The 21,844-nt window shown below is 33.4% G+C and carries 25 protein-coding genes; 16 read left to right on the top strand and 9 right to left on the bottom strand.

Features of this window, described 5'->3' with window-relative positions:
- Window positions 1-53 precede the first annotated feature (53 nt).
- Window positions 54-329, top strand: a complete 276-nt coding sequence (locus tag ACZ45G_RS11675) for a hypothetical protein (protein WP_464178257.1) — start codon at window positions 54-56, stop codon at window positions 327-329.
- Between the two features lie 140 nt (window positions 330-469).
- Here ACZ45G_RS11675 and ACZ45G_RS11670 read toward each other — a convergent pair whose 3' ends face one another.
- From ACZ45G_RS11670 to ACZ45G_RS11660, 3 genes are all read right to left on the bottom strand, one after another.
- Window positions 470-1,891, bottom strand: a complete 1,422-nt coding sequence (locus ACZ45G_RS11670) for a DUF697 domain-containing protein (RefSeq protein WP_464178255.1) — start codon at window positions 1,889-1,891, stop codon at window positions 470-472.
- 19 nt (window positions 1,892-1,910) lie between these two features.
- Window positions 1,911-3,299 (bottom strand): YcjX family protein, encoded by a 1,389-nt coding sequence (locus ACZ45G_RS11665; protein WP_464178252.1) that lies wholly within the window; start codon window positions 3,297-3,299, stop codon window positions 1,911-1,913.
- Window positions 3,300-3,675: 376 nt separating this feature from the next.
- Window positions 3,676-4,191 carry a PAS domain-containing protein gene (locus tag ACZ45G_RS11660; protein WP_464178250.1) on the bottom strand — a complete coding sequence of 172 codons (516 nt, stop codon included), beginning with the start codon at window positions 4,189-4,191 and terminating at the stop codon, window positions 3,676-3,678.
- Between the two features lie 136 nt (window positions 4,192-4,327).
- Between ACZ45G_RS11660 and ACZ45G_RS11655 the strand changes: the two genes are divergently transcribed.
- Window positions 4,328-5,272, top strand: a complete 945-nt coding sequence (locus ACZ45G_RS11655; protein WP_464178248.1) for a hypothetical protein — start codon at window positions 4,328-4,330, stop codon at window positions 5,270-5,272.
- Window positions 5,273-5,344: 72 nt separating this feature from the next.
- Here the strand turns inward: ACZ45G_RS11655 and ACZ45G_RS11650 are convergent, their stop codons facing one another.
- On the bottom strand, window positions 5,345-8,197 hold the full coding sequence (locus ACZ45G_RS11650) for a hypothetical protein (RefSeq protein ID WP_464178245.1): 2,853 nt from the start codon (window positions 8,195-8,197) through the stop codon (window positions 5,345-5,347).
- A gap of 591 nt (window positions 8,198-8,788) precedes the next feature.
- Between ACZ45G_RS11650 and ACZ45G_RS11645 the strand changes: the two genes are divergently transcribed.
- From ACZ45G_RS11645 to ACZ45G_RS11625, 5 genes are all read left to right on the top strand, one after another.
- Complete coding sequence (locus ACZ45G_RS11645; protein WP_464178244.1) at window positions 8,789-8,911, top strand: hypothetical protein; 123 nt, start codon at window positions 8,789-8,791, stop codon at window positions 8,909-8,911.
- On the top strand, window positions 8,908-9,138 hold the full coding sequence (locus ACZ45G_RS11640) for a hypothetical protein (protein ID WP_464178243.1): 231 nt from the start codon (window positions 8,908-8,910) through the stop codon (window positions 9,136-9,138). Before ACZ45G_RS11645 ends, ACZ45G_RS11640 begins: the two co-directional genes overlap by 4 nt.
- Before the next feature lie 137 nt (window positions 9,139-9,275).
- A complete protein-coding gene (locus ACZ45G_RS11635; protein WP_464178242.1) occupies window positions 9,276-9,479 on the top strand; it encodes a hypothetical protein in 204 nt (67 codons plus the stop codon).
- A gap of 678 nt (window positions 9,480-10,157) precedes the next feature.
- Complete coding sequence (locus ACZ45G_RS11630; RefSeq protein WP_464178240.1) at window positions 10,158-11,975, top strand: tetratricopeptide repeat protein; 1,818 nt, start codon at window positions 10,158-10,160, stop codon at window positions 11,973-11,975.
- On the top strand, window positions 11,965-12,519 hold the full coding sequence (locus tag ACZ45G_RS11625) for a carbohydrate-binding protein (protein WP_464178238.1): 555 nt from the start codon (window positions 11,965-11,967) through the stop codon (window positions 12,517-12,519). Before ACZ45G_RS11630 ends, ACZ45G_RS11625 begins: the two co-directional genes overlap by 11 nt.
- 107 nt (window positions 12,520-12,626) lie before the next feature.
- On the opposite strand, the gene ACZ45G_RS11620 is transcribed toward ACZ45G_RS11625, so the two are convergent.
- The 3 genes from ACZ45G_RS11620 to ACZ45G_RS11610 all read right to left on the bottom strand — a co-directional run bounded on the left by ACZ45G_RS11620 (window position 12,627) and on the right by ACZ45G_RS11610 (window position 14,460).
- Complete coding sequence (locus ACZ45G_RS11620; RefSeq protein WP_464178236.1) at window positions 12,627-13,451, bottom strand: DNA/RNA non-specific endonuclease; 825 nt, start codon at window positions 13,449-13,451, stop codon at window positions 12,627-12,629.
- 42 nt (window positions 13,452-13,493) lie between these two features.
- A complete protein-coding gene (locus ACZ45G_RS11615) occupies window positions 13,494-13,796 on the bottom strand; it encodes a hypothetical protein (protein ID WP_464178234.1) in 303 nt (100 codons plus the stop codon).
- 385 nt (window positions 13,797-14,181) lie between these two features.
- Window positions 14,182-14,460 (bottom strand): hypothetical protein, encoded by a 279-nt coding sequence (locus ACZ45G_RS11610; RefSeq protein WP_464178232.1) that lies wholly within the window; start codon window positions 14,458-14,460, stop codon window positions 14,182-14,184.
- Window positions 14,461-14,622: 162 nt separating this feature from the next.
- On the opposite strand from ACZ45G_RS11610, the gene ACZ45G_RS11605 reads away from it, so the two are divergent.
- From ACZ45G_RS11605 to ACZ45G_RS11590, 4 genes are read left to right on the top strand one after another with little or no spacing between them, the layout of a single operon-like run.
- The gene (locus tag ACZ45G_RS11605) at window positions 14,623-15,294 is read left to right on the top strand and encodes a thermonuclease family protein (RefSeq protein WP_464178229.1); all 672 of its coding nucleotides are present in this window, start codon (window positions 14,623-14,625) and stop codon (window positions 15,292-15,294) included.
- A gap of 17 nt (window positions 15,295-15,311) precedes the next feature.
- Complete coding sequence (locus tag ACZ45G_RS11600; RefSeq protein ID WP_464178227.1) at window positions 15,312-15,602, top strand: DUF6812 domain-containing protein; 291 nt, start codon at window positions 15,312-15,314, stop codon at window positions 15,600-15,602.
- A 15-nt stretch (window positions 15,603-15,617) separates the two neighbouring features.
- Window positions 15,618-15,923, top strand: a complete 306-nt coding sequence (locus ACZ45G_RS11595) for a hypothetical protein (RefSeq protein ID WP_464178225.1) — start codon at window positions 15,618-15,620, stop codon at window positions 15,921-15,923.
- Window positions 15,920-16,222: a hypothetical protein gene (locus ACZ45G_RS11590; RefSeq protein ID WP_464178222.1), complete on the top strand. Its 303-nt coding sequence runs from the start codon at window positions 15,920-15,922 to the stop codon at window positions 16,220-16,222. The genes ACZ45G_RS11595 and ACZ45G_RS11590 overlap by 4 nt, the downstream gene beginning before the upstream one ends.
- 94 nt (window positions 16,223-16,316) lie before the next feature.
- Here the strand turns inward: ACZ45G_RS11590 and ACZ45G_RS11585 are convergent, their stop codons facing one another.
- Entirely contained in the window at window positions 16,317-16,811 is a 495-nt protein-coding gene (locus tag ACZ45G_RS11585; RefSeq protein WP_464178220.1) for a 3'-5' exonuclease, read from the bottom strand.
- A 100-nt stretch (window positions 16,812-16,911) separates the two neighbouring features.
- On the bottom strand, window positions 16,912-18,501 hold the full coding sequence (locus ACZ45G_RS11580; RefSeq protein WP_464178218.1) for a sigma-54-dependent transcriptional regulator: 1,590 nt from the start codon (window positions 18,499-18,501) through the stop codon (window positions 16,912-16,914).
- A gap of 245 nt (window positions 18,502-18,746) precedes the next feature.
- Between ACZ45G_RS11580 and ACZ45G_RS11575 the strand changes: the two genes are divergently transcribed.
- The 5 genes from ACZ45G_RS11575 to ACZ45G_RS11555 all read left to right on the top strand — a co-directional run bounded on the left by ACZ45G_RS11575 (window position 18,747) and on the right by ACZ45G_RS11555 (window position 21,842).
- A complete protein-coding gene (locus tag ACZ45G_RS11575) occupies window positions 18,747-19,253 on the top strand; it encodes a hypothetical protein (protein WP_464178216.1) in 507 nt (168 codons plus the stop codon).
- A gap of 102 nt (window positions 19,254-19,355) precedes the next feature.
- Window positions 19,356-19,967: a metallophosphoesterase family protein gene (locus tag ACZ45G_RS11570; RefSeq protein WP_464178214.1), complete on the top strand. Its 612-nt coding sequence runs from the start codon at window positions 19,356-19,358 to the stop codon at window positions 19,965-19,967.
- Between the two features lie 35 nt (window positions 19,968-20,002).
- A complete protein-coding gene (locus ACZ45G_RS11565; protein ID WP_464178211.1) occupies window positions 20,003-20,401 on the top strand; it encodes an ankyrin repeat domain-containing protein in 399 nt (132 codons plus the stop codon).
- Window positions 20,388-20,816: a phosphatase domain-containing protein gene (locus ACZ45G_RS11560; protein WP_464178209.1), complete on the top strand. Its 429-nt coding sequence runs from the start codon at window positions 20,388-20,390 to the stop codon at window positions 20,814-20,816. The genes ACZ45G_RS11565 and ACZ45G_RS11560 overlap by 14 nt, the downstream gene beginning before the upstream one ends.
- Before the next feature lie 255 nt (window positions 20,817-21,071).
- On the top strand, window positions 21,072-21,842 hold the full coding sequence (locus tag ACZ45G_RS11555; protein WP_464178207.1) for a hypothetical protein: 771 nt from the start codon (window positions 21,072-21,074) through the stop codon (window positions 21,840-21,842).
- The last annotated feature ends 2 nt before the right edge of the window (window positions 21,843-21,844 follow it).

Genomic DNA, 21,844 nt, shown 5'->3' with positions numbered 1-21,844 from the left:
CCCAGAGGACCAGTCCTTGTTTATTCCCAAAAAAGGGAAAAGGGGATTGATCAATGCCTAAAGACCCCACTCTATCATTCATATTCTCTGATGACGGAACTTTCCAGAACAACCCGTTGCCACTGCTGCTATTGAAACAAGCTTTCGAAGCAGACCCCAGTGTCAATTCGGCTGTTATCGAAAAAGCCTTTCATAATAACGACTGGGTGAACTCCTGGCGCAATGGCTTGTATTCGTACCATCATTACCACAGCGCGGCTCATGAGGTGCTTGGCATCTACTCCGGTTGGGTTAAAGCCCAACTTGGTGGCCGGATGGCAGGATTGTAACGGCACGGGCTGGTGATGTGGTTGTTATCCCTGCCGGGGTTCCCCAAAAAGCTAAGGAGTTTGAATAAGTGCATAAGAATGAAAAAAACAAAAGCATGACCATGATTAGTTTCGATTTGTTATTTTTCATTTATTGTTCCTTAATTATCCAATTTGTTAATTGGCTGCAAAAAATCTTTTGTTTTATTTCCAATTCTTCTGGAAAAATAATAATTAATAGTCCCTTCTGCTATCTTCGGTCCAAGTTTGCCTAATAGGTCTACTCCAAAGGTAGCAATTGTTGTTTCGTTAATTCCCAAATTAGCTTCCTCCATAATTGTGGCCATTGATTGTTCTGTAAGTTCTTCTGCACTTCCAGCAATGATATAGGTGCTAATAAATATATAGAAAAAAAGAAGTATTGCTGAGGCATTTGACATACGTAATTTATAAATTCTCATTAAATCTTTAGTGGTTTTAATATTCATATAAAAAACAACAAGGCTGTCAAATAATTTTCCTGGAAGAAGCGCAGTTTTTAAAGCGATAAGTAATGAGTTGTTTTTGATGATTTTATCAGCATGTTTGTCAATAACTTTTTGAAATTCTAAATAATAATCATCAAACCAGTCTTCTTCAGTTCTACGATATCTAATGTCAGATAATTTTTGTTTGGCAACAATCAAATTATGTTTGTCGGTATCATTAAAACCTATCTTCAACAAATCTGTTCTTTCAGTGTAGTCTTTCATGTACTGTTTAAGTAGAATTTTAGACTCTTCTTTTTTCTCTTTCTCCCAATCGACTATAGCCTGAATCGAGGGTATATTTATTTGAGGTGATTCTTTTAATTTCAGATAAAGCGAGAAAACCTTGTAAAGGTAATATCCAGAAATCGAAATAATTAATAACATTAGAAAAAGATAGAGTGTTTTTATGGCAAGAGGAAGCTCGATAATATTGAAGTATGTTTCAACGCCCTGGTTAATTATAAAAAGGAAGCCTATTAAAAAAAGAACAACTAATGCCATGAAAAAATGACGAAAAAAACCGATAGTTTGCTGAATCCTTTTTAAGCTTTGATTTGCAAAGGTATTTTCTTCCAATTCCTTTGCTTTTCCACTTTTTTGATTTTGTTTTGCCTCGTCCGTTTGATTTGCTGGGGGAACTTTTTGTTCAATCCATTTTGCATATCTATCTGGTTTAGAAAATGTAGTATCACCTTTTCTAATGCTACTTTTATATTTATCTTCATCATGAGACTCTTCCACTTTTGCTGGAATAACAGGTTCTTTCGGGTCTCTTTGTTGCTGGATATTATATTCGAGTTCCTCATCTTCTTCTGGTTGTTCCTCAATAATAACTGCATATTTATTGGGTTTCCCTAAATCGGTCATCTTTTTTTCTTTTAAAACCTCATCATGAGACTCTTCCACTTTTGCTGGAATAACAGGTTCTTTCGGGTCTCTTTGTTGCTGGATATTATATTCGAGTTCCTCATCTTCTTCTGGTTGTTCCTCAATAATAACTGCATATTTATTGGGTTTCCCTAAATCGGTCATCTTTTTTTCTTTTTGGCTCATCTCAGTGCTCCTATTCTAATTATTTCTCTAAGAAAAGCTCAAAAACCTTATCAATGTTTATATGGTTTAATGGGGCATCCTCTCTTCTGGAAATAAAAGGAAACAATTCTGGATATACATAATTTTCTACTGCCCAGTTGTCTTCAGGCCATTGATTATCTATTTGGGGTACTTCAAACCCTATATTTTTATCATTTTTATCACGAGTGATTGGTTCCCCATCTTTCATCGCCTTTGTGGGGTTCCCCACTAAAATATTTGGGTTATTTTCAACTGGCATCGTTGCAGTGGCTGAACTAACAACGAAATAATGCTGTTTTACATTTTGAATCACAGACATTTTATTTTTAATGCATTTTTTCAATAATTCTTTTAGATTTCCTATATCTCCAATTCTGACGAGATCAGCCTTCACTGCTATGAATGCAATTGTAGAGATTCTACTTGAAATTTTACTTGAAAATATTCTAAGTGCTCTGTACATAGGGCTTTGAGGGTTGAGGCACTTTACAAGATGTTGCACATAGCGTTGGATATCATTATATTTGTGATATCCACTGCTTAAAATATCTGGAATATCAACAAGAACAACTATAGTATCACAATGAGCAATATCTTTGAAAGTTGGTATTACGATTTTGTCTCGATATAATTCATATCTTTTTCTAAATAATTTCAATAATTGGTAATCGGCACATGTTTTCTTTTCTTTTCTCGATTTCTTTTTATGTTTTTCATTTATTTTTGTGATAACGCTTTTAGGGATAGGTGCAAATTGATTTTCTGCATCAATCCCAACATACCTTCGATTCAACAATGAATTTATATCTTTACACCTTTTAATTGGTTTTCCTTCTTGATCTAAATTAAATGTAGATGGTGATATGCTGCTGGTAATATAATTGTCTGCAAAATGATACAACAATTCTTTATAATTCATAATTATGGTGGATTCATTAACTTTACCATTTGAGCAATAATTTATATATTTTGAATAATGTTCTCTAACTTTTCGAGGTATACTAAGATCGCTTAATATGGCATCGGACCAATCATCAAAGTTTGTGTTAGCTAACATTAAATAGTCGGAAATTCGTTCTCCTGGAAGATCAATGAGTTCTAAATTGACATCCTTATATTTCCATTTTTTATATTCAAATGAACACTTGAAACTTGTTTTTTCTTTCGTTTTCTCTGGCCACTCTTGGTGAGAAAAAGCATCACGATATTGTTTATATTCAAATGTGTTATTATCCCAAGGGACATAAGCAGTGATATCTTTAAAAACTCTTCCTTCAGCCTCTATACTATTTTCAATTTGTGAAATTAAGGAAGTTATAAATACTGTTTTCCCAGCTTCTCTAAGACCAAGCACACCAATTTTCTTTTTATGGGTTTTGAATTTCATAACTCTTTTCCTACTATTATTTATATTTTAGCTAAATGTTTTATCTCCAAAACACCTAATATAACTTTTTGAAGAGGAATCTTGTCTAAGAATAGCAAATAATATACCAAACCAAATAAATCAGGGTTTCTATACTTCTGCCACCCTCAAAAAGAATATTTTGACAATAATTGTTAATTTCTTAACAAATTATGACTAAAATTAACTCGATATATAATTGTCAAAATGTATTCAGTTCCGATCTTGTCTGAGGCTCAAAACACCATGCCATAGCTGGAACTGATACCAAAAACTCAATAGAAAACTATTTGATCAAAGAGAATAGATTAATCTGCCTTTTCAATTAATATTAGATTTAGTATTTTTTTAGATAAAATCACAAAAAAAAAGATCGTTTTTGCTTTATGGTCATTGAACAGTATATTAGTACGGATGGATGGGTAACCCGGTATTCATATTCATATCTTTTATCATGCTCCAGGGCATCTAAAGTCGCTTGTTCAGCATACTGTAGATCATCCGGATGAACACGTTCTTTCCAAGCATCAAACGTGCCGCCAAAGGTTCCAGGTTCGATTCCAAAAATACTTTGCATCTGATCGTCCCAAATAACCTCACCAGTCAGAACATCCCATGTCCATGTACCCGCTTTTGCTGCATCCAGAGATAAACGAAGCGCTTTCTCTTTCTCCTGTATTTGCATCTGCATATTTTTCCGAAAGTTAACTTCCTTTTTTAGACGTCTGTTCCGCATTAAAAAAAACAAAACAAAAAGAGCAGCTATTCCTGTAATACTTACAACCCATTTTACTACATCGGCTTTATTTATCCCGTATTCGTATCGGATTGAAAGCCACCTGTTAAGAATAGTTGCATGTTCATCTGGTGTCATTCCAACAAGTGATACTGAATTTGCTCATGTTGTCCGCTGTCTGCTCTCTGACGGGTCTGTCACCTATCAATACACCTCGTATGATGGGGATGGTAATAAATTTACAAAGCAACAGACTGTTTATGGTCCCACACCATTGATCACAACGTCAATATATACATCTCTTGAAAAGCAGCTTGATGACAGGATGTTCAGCATTCAACCGAATATAACTTCAAAACAGACAAGTGACGTTCTTTCCATTGAAGCTCAACAGGCATCAGGGGTTCTTGATACAATAGATGAAAAAGAAATTCAGGTTTGGCGTGTTTTTCATGATTCCCTTGAGGTTATGGATATTGTGATTCCCTTTGCACCTGAAATTCATGCATTCCTTGTCCAGGGCGGTGACCTTCCCATATCAGCAAGACGGGCGTTTAAAAGGGTTTTGATATCGATCAAGACCATTAGCTTAATCCATCAGAAACAACGTCAAAAAGATGACCAGGGACGTCTTATAGCAGAGATCCAGGATTATGCTCTGGCGTATCAATTGGTGGATAGTGCCTTCAGAGAAAGTCTGGGTGGTGGGAAATATACAGATAGAAGAATTCAGGTTGTTGATAGAAAGGGTCCTATTCTTCCAAAAAATCTTGAAAAAGTTGAGGATGTCTCTGGCTCCGCAATTACATCCTGGTCAAAAAACTGGCTGGAAAAAGGCGTTTTGATTTGGTGTGATGACCAGGGTGTGGGGATAAAGAATGAGAAGGATCTGAAAAAGATGAAGCATTCTGGAAAAGCTTATCTGAAAGTTGTCGGCGTTAATCGTTTACCAACACCGTTTGAATTGACTGGAGATCCAAGTTGGGTTGTAGGCGGTGAGTTATATCAATTTTATAATCTGGAGCTGGATTCGGGTGATGAGCTGTTAAGTGCTGGTGCTGAAGATGATGCTGACCTTAACACCTTTGATGACAGTGAAATGGTTGAAAATAGTGAGGATGAGGATGAGCTTGATGGAGGTGTTAAGGTGCTAACTATAAATAACAGGAATAATGGAGAAAAATTTAATCTACCATCTCTATTGAATGTAAATTTTTAGTAGATTATATTTTTTAGATCAAAAGACCGGTTCATGTTTGGAGTCGGTCATTACATTTAAATTAAATTAAAATCAATTAGCTGACTGAGATTTATCGATATTTGTAGAAACGAAATCGTGATAATATAAAACCAAATCTAAAATATCAACTTTTGATTTATTTACACCTTTTAGGATTGATTGGTAAATTGCAAAATCGTTTAAATTTTTAAAATAATAATTATTTTTAATAATCCAGTCATGAGATGTATTAAAGTCTTCTGAAATGGTATTTAGTTCAATATACCTTTTATTTATATTATTAGTTTTAGATACAACACTAAACGTGAATTGAGGTGAAATGATTAATTTATCATTTTCTAATGTGGAATAATAATTATTATCATATACTCGTGATAAGTCTACAGTTCTTTTAGGTTTTTGAGGTGACTTACTATAATTTGAAATTGATTTTTTAAATCTTTTTTCTTCATTAGGAGTAATATTATTGCTTTTAAGTATTCTAAAAATAAACTCGTCTGCATTTTTTAAGTCCTGCATAAACTCTTCATCTGATAGAAAAACCTTGTTAAACGCATATTGTTTATTTTTTTTTGAATCAAAAAATGCTGCAATTAATACAAGATTTTTTTCATGTGCAAAAACAAATTTTAGGGCTGATAAGTATAATTTGGGATTTATATTTTCTATAAAGAGATTTTTTTGGTTTTTTGAAGATATCATTGCATTGAAATTTCCAGGACTATTATAAATGGTTTCTATTTGATCAATATCAAAATTATTTATTTTGAGTTGTTTACCTACAAAAATCCCTCCAGGACTAAACTTATTTTTTAAGAAATGATGGCTATTTAATAGATTCGGGCTGTCCAATACCATATTGGTCAAACGAATTTCTATTAATTCCTTTTCAATTATTTTTTCAATTTTTTCAATTCCTTTTTTAATTTTATCAATATTGCTAAATGCAAACTTTCTTATTCCCTTAAATATCTGAGAAGTGTTATTGCTATGTTCTATGTATTTTCTTTTTTTTAATTCTATCAGTATATTTTGAAGTGATTTAAAAAAATCTCTTTCTGTTGGATCCAAAGTTGAAGAATATTCGCTGAGTATTTTTGAGTTGCTACTTTCGGTTTCAAATATTGCTAAAAGAATGTCTTTTGTAAATATTTTATTAAATTGCTTTAGATATTCAGGGCTGTTTTCAATGTCAAGGAGCTTTTCCGAATAGTCGAGAAGATTTTCAGCAGAGTCGAGTCGCTTTTCCATATCTTTTTTATAATTTCTACATTCATCAATCAATTTCTCATTCTTTGCTATTTTTTGTTTTAAACTTCCTAAGTACCTTGATTTGTGATTTGATTTTGGGATTTGATTTAAAATATTTTCCGATAGATTTGTGTTCAGTTCCTGATAATAATAATTAAATATATCTCTATTCTTTTTAATCAATTTATTAGCCATAGCGTAACTTTCGCTATTATTTTTAATGAAATTTCTTTTGATTGAATATAAATTTTTTCTATTTAAATTGTCATTACCCATCAAGAGCATAAACCCTTTAGCGATTTCTTGCCCAATATTATCTTTTATATATTCAATAGAATATGTGCTAACTATTATGTGAAGTGGTAAATAGTTGCTCAAATCTCCAATCGGAATGTACTGTAGAATCATTCCCTTAATAATATCTTTTAATATTTCAATCTTCTCCCCTTTCTCATTGATAGATGTGGTTCTAATGCTTCTCTCTTCAGTCATTATATTTATAAAATTTTCCCAAAAACTCTTTGGTTGTTTGCTCAATTTCTCAGAAAGAGTGCTGTTTTCACAATTAATAGGAGGACTGTAAGTTTCAATCGATTCTCTATTTTTATCATCAAATTTTTTCTTCGTTTGTGAAAAATACTCATCTTGATCGGAGCTTGATTTTTTACCCTTTTTTGTCCCTTTATAAATTTCTTGAACTTCAAATCCCACTCCAGTAAATTTTTTTCTTGATTCTGAAAAATACTCATTTGTATCGTTGCTAAACCTTACGTTATTTCGTATATCTTCATATACTTGAAGTTCGATCTTTCCAAAATATTCTGGGATACGTTTTAATCGATTTAAAACTCTATTAATTTTATTAAAATCAACAAAGCAATTTGTTATTGCTTTAGTTTCATCCTCTTCTACATGAGTTTTTTCTAAATCATCCAGAATATAATCAACATATAGGTCGATCGCTTTGTTTATTAATATTTTATTTTCTTCTTGGTTAATTAGTGTCGGTTTTATTTTTTGTGCATCCACTTTTAAAATCTTGATAATTTCATTATTGATTTTATAGTATATAGTTTGGTCTCGAATTCCTTGATCAATATGAATAAAAAAAACCATAATCGCTATAATTTTTAAGGGTAAAAAAAAAATATCCAAATATCTTTTTATATTTTTAAATTGTTCGTATTTGATAAAATCATAAATACTTAAAAGGCATACGATCAAAATTGGAAAAAATATAATTAATTTTGTGGCATTATTTTTGTTAATGGTTTGATATGACTCATAAATTAGGTTTGCAAATAAGCCAATGTGTTCGACAGGTAAATGTTTATAAATCAATAGTATAAAAAGAGCAATGGAAACATTCTGGGATAATGGACGAATTATTTTAGAACTTATGTTTACAATCAAATTATCATAACAAAATCGCTTTTCTGAATAATTGTAACCATTATCATAGTATTTTGTGAGTATCTTACCAGATATGTATCGTGAAAAAAGAAAGGAAAAAGAACTTAATAATAAGAGAGATTCTACATAACTGTTTACCGAAAAAAAACTATGTAATTTAATTAAAGACCATAATGAAATAATCATAAACAAAAAATGAATGCTAACAAAAATCAAAACAATTTGTTTGTTATTTTTCATGATTTTTATTCCACTTGAAAATAATTATATTGACACCTTCTATACCTATAGTTCTCTATATGCTTTTTGTTTAGGTCATGTTCGATAGGTTTTATATTTATTTGACATATATATTACAGGATATATCAACAATAGGAGAATTTGGTGATATTTAGCAAAGGAATATTAACCTTTATAATTCAAATATATACCCACAAAAAGAACTATATGAAATGATAGCGGATATCAAGACCTTTTAGAAAATTATATTCTAAAATATCATCCAATAATCCTTGAATTCCTCACCCCCAAGTGCAATATACCCTTAGCAAACTCAGTTCCATATTCGCCATAATCTGAAACGGGGGCACCTCATGTATCTATCTGAAGAGAAACGGGCTGAAATCAGGAAATGTATAGGAAAGGATCAATCTAATCCAAGGCTCGATTCAGATCTCAATCCAGGTGAAAACAAAATAGTCCATACTCAAGGATTTCATGATACAGCTGGGGGACGGAAAGTTTCCCAGATTTTATTTGATGCCAGGGATGGGAGAGAGGTTTTTACACCGTTTTAGTTGAAACTAATGTAATGAGAGGTTAATAAAATAGATGGATGATATTAAATCAAAATATACCTGGGTATCTGAAGGTGGATTGAAAAAATACCATTTCAATGCGGTTGCTGATCAATTCGATTTGATCATTGGATATATGAAAGAGAGGGAATCATGACAGATCTTTCGATATTCAAAAAAAATGACAGACAGGTTCTAAAGGAATTGTCCGGGAACGAAGGTGGACGTCCTGTTAAAAAAGGATCTGAAAAGCTTTCCCAAAAAATAACAATTAATTTTACGATATCGGAAAAGATGGCGTTGGTTAACCGGTCAAAAGCCATGGGCGGTATGCCTATTACAAGAATGATCCGGAACCTGTTGTTCGAAAATGGTTACATCTAAATCTTAGCGGACATTAACTGTTATTAACTGGCTGGAGGTTATTAACTTCTGATGGAGTTTTTAACTTTCAGACCGGTTATTAACCTTTAAAATCTTTCCTGTAACAAACAATAAATCATAAAAAATCTGGAGATAAAATGATGACAGAACCAGAAATCAAACCAACTGTGAAACTCATTGATACCAGCGGTGATGCTTTCGCCATAATTGGTCGTGTAAAAGATGCTTTGCTAAAAGCTGGTGCCGACAAGGATTATATTTTCAAATATCAGGATGAAGCCATGGCTGGAGATTATGATAATTTGCTTTGTGTGACGATGGAGTATGTGCATGTGACCTGATCTTGAACTGTTGGTGCTGGTGGTAATGAAATAACCCCTCTTTGTGGATAGGAGGGGTTGTTTTTTTGGATTTTTTATAGTTTGAACAATTCTAAGATTCATGGATTATTAACGGACGGCTGATTTGTTTGGGTTTGCTTTTTCTCAATTGAATGTTTATTTACCTTTTCCCTATCGTTTCCTATGAACACCAAAAAAAAATATTAAAAATCAGGTTTTCCCTGATTGACAATGAATATTATTTTTGTTACCCAAATTAGTTAGAGAAAATTACTATTCTATTTATCATACATTCTCAATTCTATTCTACCGAAATTCTACAGAACACAGTTCAAAAACGATTTTAAATCCTGTACAGACTCATATCAAACGGAAATAAAGCATCCCGAATATTTCGACATTGAACAGGTGAAGCAAATAATATGCATCATCAAAGAACATGGAGAAAAAATTATGAAGACTCAATCAGTTCGCAAACCATTGTCAAATCCAAAACCAAAGAAACAATTACCGGGTGACCCAACGCCAGGAGCACTTCCTAATCCTATGCCAAATCCCTTATTGCCAGGTGATCCAAAACCAATTCCGAAAAGGCCAGGTGCACTTCCCGATCCAATGCCAAAACCAATGAGGCGGTAATGGTAACAAATTAGATTTCTGTGGTTACGGAAAATATTTATGAGCCGAGATGATTCCAATAAAAATTTATTTAGTATTTCTAACCGCATCATACTCTGGATGACAAACTTTCTGGGGCTCATGGCCCTCATAGGTTCGTCCATCAAATGGTTTCAAGACTCTACGCTTTCCTCTGTGGTCATAATATTTATGGTTTTAGGAAGTATTTTATTATTTTTGGGTTCTGGTTATATTTATTTCAGCAAAGTTATTATTGGCAAAGATATGGGCATCCCCGAAAAATATCCAGCATACTCTCAAAGAGTTCGCCGTCGTGCCCTTGCTGTTTTTATTGTTTTTCCTGTTCTTTTCTTTTTTGGAATCGGCTATTGGATATATGATATAAACCGTCCTCCTGATAAAATTCTTACCCTTATTGCAAAGTTTGGAGGTGAAAATCATGTGGCGGAGAATATTTTAAATGAATTGAATAATACCATAATAGAAAAATATGATGACGTAAAAGTTGAAATTTTAGAAGAGGATATTAAAACACAAGAGAACGCACGCCATATTGTTGATAAGCATAAAGCATCTATTCTCCTATATGGTTGGTGTGATAGTGGGAATATGAGTGCAATAACTGCTTTCTTTGAATTAAAGCGGAAGGAAATAAATAAGTTTGTAGAATCTTCTTTTGAAACTTTAAAAATTTCATTACATCCTTCTGATAATGTAAGGGTTAATTTTATACAACTTAGAGATCAAGCCTCTCGAAATTTAAGTTTTCTTACGGTATTTGCGATTGGCCTAATCCGCTATGAAGCTAAAGACTATGAAGATGCCATTCTTATGTTCACTGATGCATTAAGCAGGTATAGTGTTTTGAAAGAGATGGATAATCCAGAAATGATACACCAATATCGCGGAGCTGCATACTTTCATAATGGAAAGATTGACCAAGCGATTAATGACTGCTCTATTGCTATTGGTTTCAATCCTAATTTTGAGGCTTATAATATTCGAGGTAATTTATACTTAAATAATGGTAATTTTAATGAGGCTATAGCCGATTATACCCAGGCAATCGAACTCAAACCAGACTCAGAGATGGCTTATAATAATCGAGCTGTTTGTTATGAAAGAATCAATAAGATTGACAAAGCAATCAATGACTATAACGAAGCAATCAGTTTAAATGATAAGAGCCCAGTTCCCTATTTGAACCGAGGGAATGCTTACAATGAAAAAAATAAATTTACCCAAGCCATCGTAGATTATACCGAAGCCATCAAACGTAATTCTAAATATTCTAAGGCTTATAATTATAGAGGGCGTTCCTATCTAAAGCTACACGAATTTGATAAAGCTATTGATGACTTCAATAAAGCAATCAAATTAAAAGATGATTACTTTGAGGCTTATTTAAACCGTGGAATAGCCCACAATAGTTTAAGCCAATTTAAGGAAGCTAAAAAGGATTATGAAACTGCTCTTAGATTAGACAAGGATTCCTTTTTTGGTCAAAGTAATTTAGCATGGACGTTATTTGATCTTGGTGATTATGAGGAGGCCTTAAAACACTGGGAAAAGATAAACCTAAAAGAAGTTAACACATTTACAAAAAGACAAAAAAAAATATTAAATACGGACAAGTTAGTGGGTATGGCGATAGCTTTATATAGAACTGACAAACCAGAAGATGCGGAAAAATATATTGAATCAGCACTTAACTTGTATGGTAGTTCTTTAAGCTGCAAAGTATTGCAGAGTGAGTTTTTCTGGAAAGAGTCAAGATGTAATGAATTAGAACCAACACTAAGGAATTTATTAAATAAACAGGATCTAAAAAAGAAGAACACAAATCATGAATATTAAAAATTTTATTCCACTAATCGGGTCATGCTTTAGGGTTATTAGCTTAATAGTTATACTCATTTTATTATCTTCTATAGCTGCATTCGGGGATGATATAAAGATAGATCCTGGCAAGGCAGAAATGTCTCCTTGGCCAGAATCAGAGATTATCAGGGATCTTAAGATTCCAGCAGGAAATGTTTTGGAATTATATAAAGCAAATGACTATATTAAAAGTGGGTCCAAAAAGCGGGCTCGTTTGGGTTGGATAGAAAATGGAGGGTGGGCTAAATATGGCCCTGTCGATTTTGGACAAGGAGGCATAAGAACATTTAAAGCAAGGGTTTCAAGCAATACAAAAGGAGGATATATACGAATCAACACATCAGATGAAGGATTTGTTGGCAAGTGTGTAGTTAGAAGTACAGGCGATTGGGAAAAATGGAAAATTGTATCCTGTAATTTGACACGTAATGTTACCGGGATACAATATGTTACATTAAAATTTTCTGGCAGGGGGTCTGGATGGTTGTTTAATATAGACTGGATAGAATTTAGTCCTTAGCGTTCCTCAAGAGCACTCATGGTATTTATCAATCAGGGGAATGGTTTTGGGAAAAAGCGATTATTTAGTTTTGAAGTCTGTTCCTACATGAAGTAAAATCAAATCATCTATTGCACTTCCTCCAATCCCAGTCCCCGCTTCTTGCTCTCCAAATTTCTCTGCTTCCTAACACTCAACTCCGGAAAAAATTCCAATCCAGTCAGTTTTTCAATTTCATCAATCGTTGTTACATAATCCATAAAATCATTAGTCTCAGGCGCCTGAGGGAAAATAAACGAGACAGCTTTTAAAGTACCTCGATAACCTTTTTTGAAAGCAATAATTTTATAAAATTCATCAGGGATAGCAACACCAGATTCTAATCTGTCAGGTGGATTCTTTCTGAATATGGGACCGGTTATTACATAAACACTATGAACCTGTCTATTCGTTGTATCATCTTGAGAAATTTCATCCCTTATTTTTGTTTCGAGATGTTTCCAAATACCTTGGTTTAATGAAGGTGATTGTGGACAAATATTGGACATTAAATAAGTTTCAACCTGTGCCATTTGTCCATACTGTTCCATCATCGCAAAATTTGGGATCATATGCCCTCGATCATATCCGGAACTGGTATAATCATCATGGGTTACTTTAGAATCCGTCCTGGCATCAACAGAAAAGGTCCAAGGGCGTTCCCATTCCTGGATTGATTCAGTTTTTTTGTTCCCCAATCGATATACCGCCCATAAGGGATTTTTTAGTTCTTCAGAATAACCAACAGCATATCCTGTGTTGACAAGGATTGTGAAATCAGACCTTACATTTTGGGCAACTGGAAGACCGCCATATGTGAATAGTTTGGTGCGGTGGATATTGGGGGTATCGTTAGCGAAGGAAGGTACATATGGTATAAAGAATAAAAGCAAAATGATTGCGTATTTTTTCATTGTTATCCAATTATGAAATTGAGAATTGATTTCTACAGAGAATTATTCATTGAATTTTATAATTCCATTTTCATTCAACACATCAAATTTTTTTTCTTTTAAAAATTGTATATGACTGTAGACCTTATTCGTTTTAGTGCTTGCCAAGTATGCAATTTCCTTTACTGTATATTCCCCACAATCAATTGCTTTTTCTATAGCATCACCAATTGAACCAATTTTTGCAGTCCACTGATTCCTTGGGGCATCAGTTGGTAAGTCGTTTCTATTCTGAACATACTTACCCTGAGCATCATAGTATCCTGGCGTAACCGAGAGCTTATAAGGTTTTAATGACTTGTCCATCGTTCCCCCTAATTCAATGATAATATTTTGAAATGGCAGATATCAGTGGCGTTTCCCAATTTAAGACAGAAACTGATATAATTGAATATATGTTCAGCTATATTCTGTCAATCAATAGAGAATTTTGTTTTAGAAGAAAAGGAATTGGATTGTTATATTTTGGTTTGCGTTGGATTGATTAGATCATTACCATCAGCACTTATCATTTTCTGACAATGATGACACACCATATTCAGCTTTTTGACGTTTCCTTTGAATAGAAATTTCCCGCAATGGGGACACCGGTACGACTTCAGATTTGGATCGCTATGCATCGGCGGGATTATCGGTTCTGTAATATTGGAATTGTCCATATTTTCTCACTTATAACGGTTTTAAGTTGTCGTCAGGTATTTTTTAAAACAACATCAACGCCATTCTCTTCCAAAAATTTAATTGATTTACTGCAAACAGGGGCGTTTGTTTGTAAAACTACCGAAGCGCCTTGAATTTTTTCTTTTATTTTTTCTTTTATTTTTTCAATCTTTTTTATAATGGTAAGGGCATCCTTCATGATAATCCTACTTTTCCGATTCATGACCAAGGTAAACTTTCCTGAATCTCTTTTCATTAAAACGGTTCGTGATGGAAGGCCATAAATTTTTGGATCTACTTGTTCTGTCATTTTTATCCTGATTTTATTTGTTCAATAGGCCAATCCAATACCAGGAATATGGAAGCTATGCAACAGAGGAATCATTCTTATAACCGTATTGACAAGTCCTTCTATGCTTAGTAAACTTTTTAAAATCTAAGTTCACAACCAATTCAACCATGGAATTTCATCATGCTTGATCAACGATTAAAAATATTCCATCACACCCTATTGTATCTTATGGTTTGCTTATTGTTTGCCGGCCTTTCTCATGCACAATCCACCATCCAGGGAAAAGTTGTGGGTATTGCTGATGGAGATACCATAACAGTCCTTCAAAATTTCAAACAATATAAAATCAGACTATACGGCGTTGATACTCCCGAGAAAAAACAGGACTTTGGCCAGAAAGCAAAAAAATTCACTTCAGACATGGCCTTTAATCAGCAGGTTAAGGTCGTTGCTTATGATACAGACAGATATGGAAGGACAGTTGGCGTAGTGTATGTCGACCACAAATGTTTGAATCAAGAGCTGATTAAAAATGGGTTTGCTTGGGTATACAAAAGATATTGCAAAGGACCTTTTTGTAATGATTGGTTACAACTTGAGCACGAAGCCCGGGAAAATAAACTTGGGTTATGGATTGATAAAAATCCTACACCACCCTGGGACTATCGAAAAGGCAAATCAAGTACCACTACTTATAATATTTTAAGTGCTTATCATGGGAATATAAATTCTCATGTATTTCATAGACCAGATTGCAAACATTTCAATTGTAAAAACTGCACAGAAATATTCCCTGACAGAGAATCAGCGATTAAAGCGGAATATAGACCCTGTGGTATTTGTAAACCCTGACAAGAAAGGATCATATTATGACAGAAGACATAGCAACATATGAAATATCACCAAACAAAGAGACTAAAGACCGTATAATCAGGATTCAACTCATTAATGGATCGCAGGTCAACGGACAGATCAATCTCAATAGAGATCCACCATATGACAGATTGAGTGACCTTGTTGCGAGTGGTAGAGAGCCATTTTTGGTTTTATCAAATGCAACCATTCATCAATCTGATTTGGATAATCCTGTTAAACATAAAACTCTTTTTGTGAATACAAGTCATATCATTTGGGCGTCGCCTGAGGAGGACCAGAAATAAATATAAGGGGGGGGTATGAAAAAAATAATCTTAATTTTTCTTTTCATTATTTTAAGCGCACCTATTTTTGCCCAGGATCAGGAGAAAAATTACTGTCACGATAAAGAATCCTGGAAAGAATGGGATGAGCTTGTCCAAAAATATCCTCACGACATGGATATTCAGATGCTTCATGCGGTAAGAATAGGTTTTTGTAAAAAGATTGAAGCTGGCACCATAACCTTTGAAACCGCAAGGGATGTATTTAACCACCTTCATGAATCAGTTTATAAAAAAGCAAAAAACGAACAAACCCAATGGTTAAAAAATAACCAGTTATGAAAAAATTAATTATAATTTCAATGATATTGCTGGTGTCTTCTCTGACTTTATACGCAGATGATGATTCAACTTTCTGCAATAACCCTCAAGCTTGGGACCATATTAATTCAATGGTGGATAAAAATCCGGAAGATATTCCCCTTCAGATCCTTCATGCTTTAAAAATTGGGTTGTGCGTAAAGATTGATCAGAACAGCATAAGTTCGCCGGAAGCAATTCATCTGTTTAATGATATGGTTGATACTATGGCTGAGAAAAGGGACGAAGAAGAGGCGCGGGAAGGGAAAGAGGAGCTGTGATATTGAAACTCTTCTTTCAGGTGCACAATTTTTAATCACAACCACAATGAGATTATCGGTTCTGTAATCTTTGAATTGCCTTATATGCTCTGCTTTAAATATTATGTTTAAGAAAAAGCATTGCACAACCCCTCGCATCTGATAGGGCTTCATGATGATTGAGCTTTATTCCCTGTCTCTTACAACAAACATCTAATGATGCTGGATTATAACCTTTTTCTCTGTATATTTTTAGGGTACATTCCCATTGATTTGATATATTCAATTCTGAATAATCCAAATCATAATATTCCATCGTTTTTTGTAAAACACTTCTATCAAATGCTTCATTGTGGGCTACTATGGTTTTCCCAGCAAGGCGTTTTCTAATTTCAGGGTAAACACCAGGAAAAAATAGAGCATTCGCGGTGTCATCTTCGGTTATTCCATGAACGTTGGTATTATACCAAGAATATTCGTTATTCGGTGGTTGTATGAGAGCATCATACTTATCTATGATTTTGCCGTTTTCTACAGTTATCATTCCTACAGCACATGCACTATGGCGTTTCCCAGTAGCTGTCTCAAAGTCTATGGCAGTGAAATTCATTGAAGTCATCCTATATTTTTATTGTTACAAACCGTTAATTTATTCTTGAATCAGACATATCACTAATTTCAAGGGAATTGTATCCTCAAATTAAAAGCGTTTATTTATTCTGCGTTATTCTTTGAGAATATTGCTTGTACTGTTTTGTTCTGGTTGCCTCTTTTATTTTTAGTTTATCAGCAACCTGTTTTTGGGTTTTTTCAGGAGTAAGTTCTTCAGATACATAATAGGTATAACTCAATTTCACATCCTCAGAAGTGGGCAAACCATCTCTATGTTTTTTTATCAGAGATTCAAAATCTTTCATAAAATTTCGAAGAGTTTTTTTATTTTTTCTATCATTTATTTCTTTTCGAAGTTCATCTTTTTTTAAAAGTTTAAGTTCTTTTTCAATTATGCTTTCTTCGGTTTCTCCAATCTCAAAACGTCTTTTTACAAAAGCAAGAAATTGTCTAATATTTCCTGGCCAACTATATTCTTGGAATAACGATAATTTTCTAATAAAAAAATCTTGAACTTCATACCGCTTTTCCGATGTTGCCATTTTTTTATAAAGGTAATGATCCACAAGAGCCATCAGGTCCTCTTTTATTTTTCTTAAGGGTGGGACATCGATCTTTACCTCTGCAATTCGATACCACAAATCTTCTCTGAGTTTCTCTTTTAACAGTTCAGGTTGACCGGCAGAAATTATTCTGACATCATATTTTTTGTTGTTATAATTATCAGCACCGAACGGTTTGATTTTTCCATCCTGCAAAAACCGCAAAAGCATAGCTTGACCTTGCAATGACATTTCAGGCAATTCATCAAGAAATAATGTCCCTTTATCAAGTCCTTCAATTAAACCAGACCTACCCTTTTGTGAAGCACCAGTAAAAGCTCCTGGGACATGTCCAAATAATTCAGAAACAAGATGGTTTTCAGTGAAAAGTGCGCAGTTGATTACCTCAAATTTATGGTTTTTTCTTTTGCTCAAATCGTGGATAAAAAAAGCTACCCCTTCTTTTCCTGCCCCTGTCTCGCCATCTATTAAAACATTAAGCTCAGTATCGGCAATTGAATGTATCCTTTTTTTTAACTCGTTCATCGGATTAGAAAAACCTTCGATGCCAGGCATATTTTCCTTGAAATACTCAGAAACTTTGATATCCGATTCTTTCTCATCGACGTAAACTTTGATGGCATTTTTTAATTCATCGATATCAAATTTGATTTCAACTTCATTTTTTTCAGATTTTTTAACTTTTCCGAGAAATGCCCTGGTTAGGCAATAGCGAGCCTCTATATCTCTACTATTAACATCTTTGATATCTTTCATTTCTAATTCATAAAAATGCAGTTTTTCAAAACCTTGATGGAAAAGATTTCTCACTTTTTTTGTGTCAGGGTCATCTTTCAAAAGGAACCATGAAACTTTAAGATTATTAAATTTTTCAAACAAATTGATAATTACTGCCCTTATCTGCACATGTTCTTTTTCATAGATATGGGGTACAAATATTCTTAATTTTGTTAATGTCCTTTGTTTTAATCTTTCCTGGAGATTACATAGAAGTCGACTTCTTCCCGATTCAATAATGCGACAATTCTTTTGAATTAATTTTCCAGCTATCGATTTTTTCGTTAGAGGATCTTTTGTTATCGATTTAATAAAGGCAAGTTCGGGCCATATAAGGTTTATTTCCATATCCATTCCCTTTCATTCTGTAGATTGTCAAAAATATTTTTAAAACACATGGCACTATGTTGATTTATGCTATTGAATGTCAATAATTAATATTATTTCAATATTTTCAACTCAAACTCATGAAATCGAATAAGATGATAAAATATATGATTATAGAGAGTTAGAATATTTTTATTGAATTATTTTCAACTTGGCTCCGTTCTTGAAATGGATATCCATAACTCATAAAAATTTTGGAGGTAAAAATGATTATTCAATATCTTCCTGTTAAACCTGAAGAACTTCAATACGCAATGCAAATAAGTAATGTAGAGATGATATATAAAATGGTTCTTGATAGCTTTGAAAATAAAAATCAGACTATACTGGTTGGGGAGTCCGGTAAAAATATAAATTTTAGTTTGAATGATGCTCCCATGAACGAATCCGGCGGAGCTGTTCTAAAAGGAGCTGACAAGGACGAATGTGAATTTAAATTCCATTCTATAATTAATAGAATAAGTGCCCTCGTTCAACTAATAAACTCTGATGATAGGGCTAAACCGTATTTAAAATTAGACCCATCAGGTAATACGCAGATAATGATCGATACAATTTTAATCGAGACGATAGCAACGTTTCCGATTTATGAAAATGTTGGAATAGATAAAGATACCTTTTTTAAGGAGGTTAAAAAATTTATTAACCTCAATGAAATATTTGCAGATGAGTTGAAAGAAACCTCCAGATGGGAAGCCGATGACGAGAAGTGAATGATCCGTTGAAGCGTCTATGAAATTTTTAACCATTTGTTTTAAGAATGGCAATCCATGTTAGCCTATTACTAAACCATTCAAAAATCACAAAGGGGTATAATGAAAGTTCTTGTAGCAGGGGATTTACATTTTATGAAGTCACAATTCCAGTGGATCGAATCTCAGAAACATACATATGACTGTCTTTGTTTAACCGGAGACCTCTTAGATCTTCGTTTAAATGGATTTGAGGAACAAACGAAATGGGTAACCAACTGGATAAAAACGTTTGATAAACAAATATTTATTTGCAGTGGTAATCATGACCTGGACGATTTTGGGGAATGTGAGTGGTTAAATAGCATAAAGAATTCGAAACTATCAACTGACAATCAAATTCGGGTTTTTAAAGGAATTAAATTTGGCTGTATACCTTATCTTGGTGGCAATCTATCTGATTTTTATGATTGTGATATTTTATTAACTCATGTTCCTCCCTATAAAACAGCGACTTCAATAGTTATAGAAGGTAAGGACCATAGAGATCTGGGCGATCAAGAAATTTATGATGCTCTGTCTGAAGGAATTATCAAACCACGTTATATTTTTTGTGGTCATGTTGAAAATCCAGTTGCCAAAAAAGATCACATCTTCGGTGTGGATGTTGTAAATCCGGGTTCGGAACGTAATGATCCAATTCCTAACCACGAGATTATCACCATTCATCCATAACAGAATAATAAAACCAATTGGAGGGTGCTTTCCTAATGTTATGCAACGAAATCGAAAATGAAAATATAGAAGGTGTTAAAAATTTGCTTGATCAAGGAGTCGATATAAATGCAAAGGATGATTTCGGACAAACGCCTTTACATTTGGCGGTTAACCATGAAAATGTTAAAATTATTGAGCTGTTAATCAACCAAGGCGCAGATGTCAATGGAGTAGATGCGAATGGAAATACTCCAATTTTCATGGTTAGCTCCCTTGATAAAAAAATCATTAAATTGCTGCTGGAGTATGGCACTGATCCAAATATTAAAAATAATGATGGAAGGACAATTCTTGATATGGCATACGAAGAGAACTCGACAGATATAGTTGAATTATTGCATTTGTATGGTGCAAAAGACATTATTCGGGCAGGTGATTATGGTCGTATTTGATTTAGATGGAACATTATCAATAGTGGGAGATAGAAAGCAATTTTTAAAACAATTGCCAAAAGATTGGGATTCTTTTTTTGAGGCTTGTGATGAGGATGCTGTCAACAAACCAATAGCGGATATATTCAGATTGTTAAAAAAATCTTCATGTGAAATAAAAATTGTGACTGGGAGGTTTGAAAAAACACGGGGTAAGACAATGAATTGGCTCATCAAAAATGATTTGTCTGTCCACCATCATGATTTGCATATGCGTCCAGATGGCGATACCAGACATGATACTTTGGTAAAGCCAGAACTTATTGCTAATTTTATAAATGATGTCGAAATGGTTTTCGAAGATAGGAACAGTATGGTCAATAAATGGCGTGAAATGGGAATAATCTGTTTGCAAGTTGCGGAGGGTGATTTTTGAGAAAACTGCACCGTCAATCAACCAAACAGATTATTATAATTGACAAAAAGGCATGAGTCCTGTGTGAAAAAATATAGCAGTCAAAAAAGATAATTATGGGTTTCCCGATGGAAAATATTATTGATTAATATTGCTTTGTGTTATGACTGTCTTTGGAATTTAACAATTATATTTTGATCGACGTCATTTAAAATACGTATGGGAAAATACTTGCCGTTGATCATTTTCTGTTACTCTTTAAGAAAAGGAATGAGAATGAATAAAAGTAAATCACGTGATGAAATTATAGTCTACCGTCTTGGATTAATGGCTAAAAAAGCAGAAGAACGTTATAAATTTTTAAAAAAAGAAAAACTTAATGAGAATTGCTATATTCGTATAAGAGGTGAAGATTTGAGAGCAGTTTCTTTAAATGATAAAACACCTTTGATCGGTTTCTCTGATAAAGGTTCTAATGAATTATCAACCATTGCGATCCATTTTAGGAAAATTCCAACTCCATTAAGTGAAGATGTTTGGAAACAAAAAAAGGAACGTAGAATACAAAGCCTGATTATTAAACAAGCTCTTTTGAATAATGGTGATCTAAATTCTATATTAAACCTTAACAATAAATATGATGAACTAATTTTTTCTTTAGATGAAGTCTCTTTAGGTGATAATAATCATAAACCAACATATCGTTGCGATATATTAGCGCTCGGGATAAAAGATGGCGAAGCCACTCCGGTCCTAATTGAACTCAAATCCGATAGATCTCAAGGAAGATTGATAGAGCAACTTGAATTATTTTGTGACGAAATTTTAAAATTCAAAAATGAGTTTGGTAAATTATTAACAAATTGCACTGGTCGAAAAGTAAAAATATCCAACCATATTGAAAAAATGTTGATTTGGCCATCAAATAAAAGGGAAAAAAAAGATACAATTTCGAAATATCATGAAAAGAAAATTGATGTTGTAGAATATGAATGGGATTATAATGATCCGAAGTCTATTAAATTTAGCTTTCGTCCTTATGAATAATT

It is taken from the genome of Desulfoconvexum algidum (genome assembly GCF_055382125.1).
The sequence above is the reverse complement of the archived record's forward strand: the minus strand, read 5'-3'. Positions and strand labels throughout refer to the sequence as shown.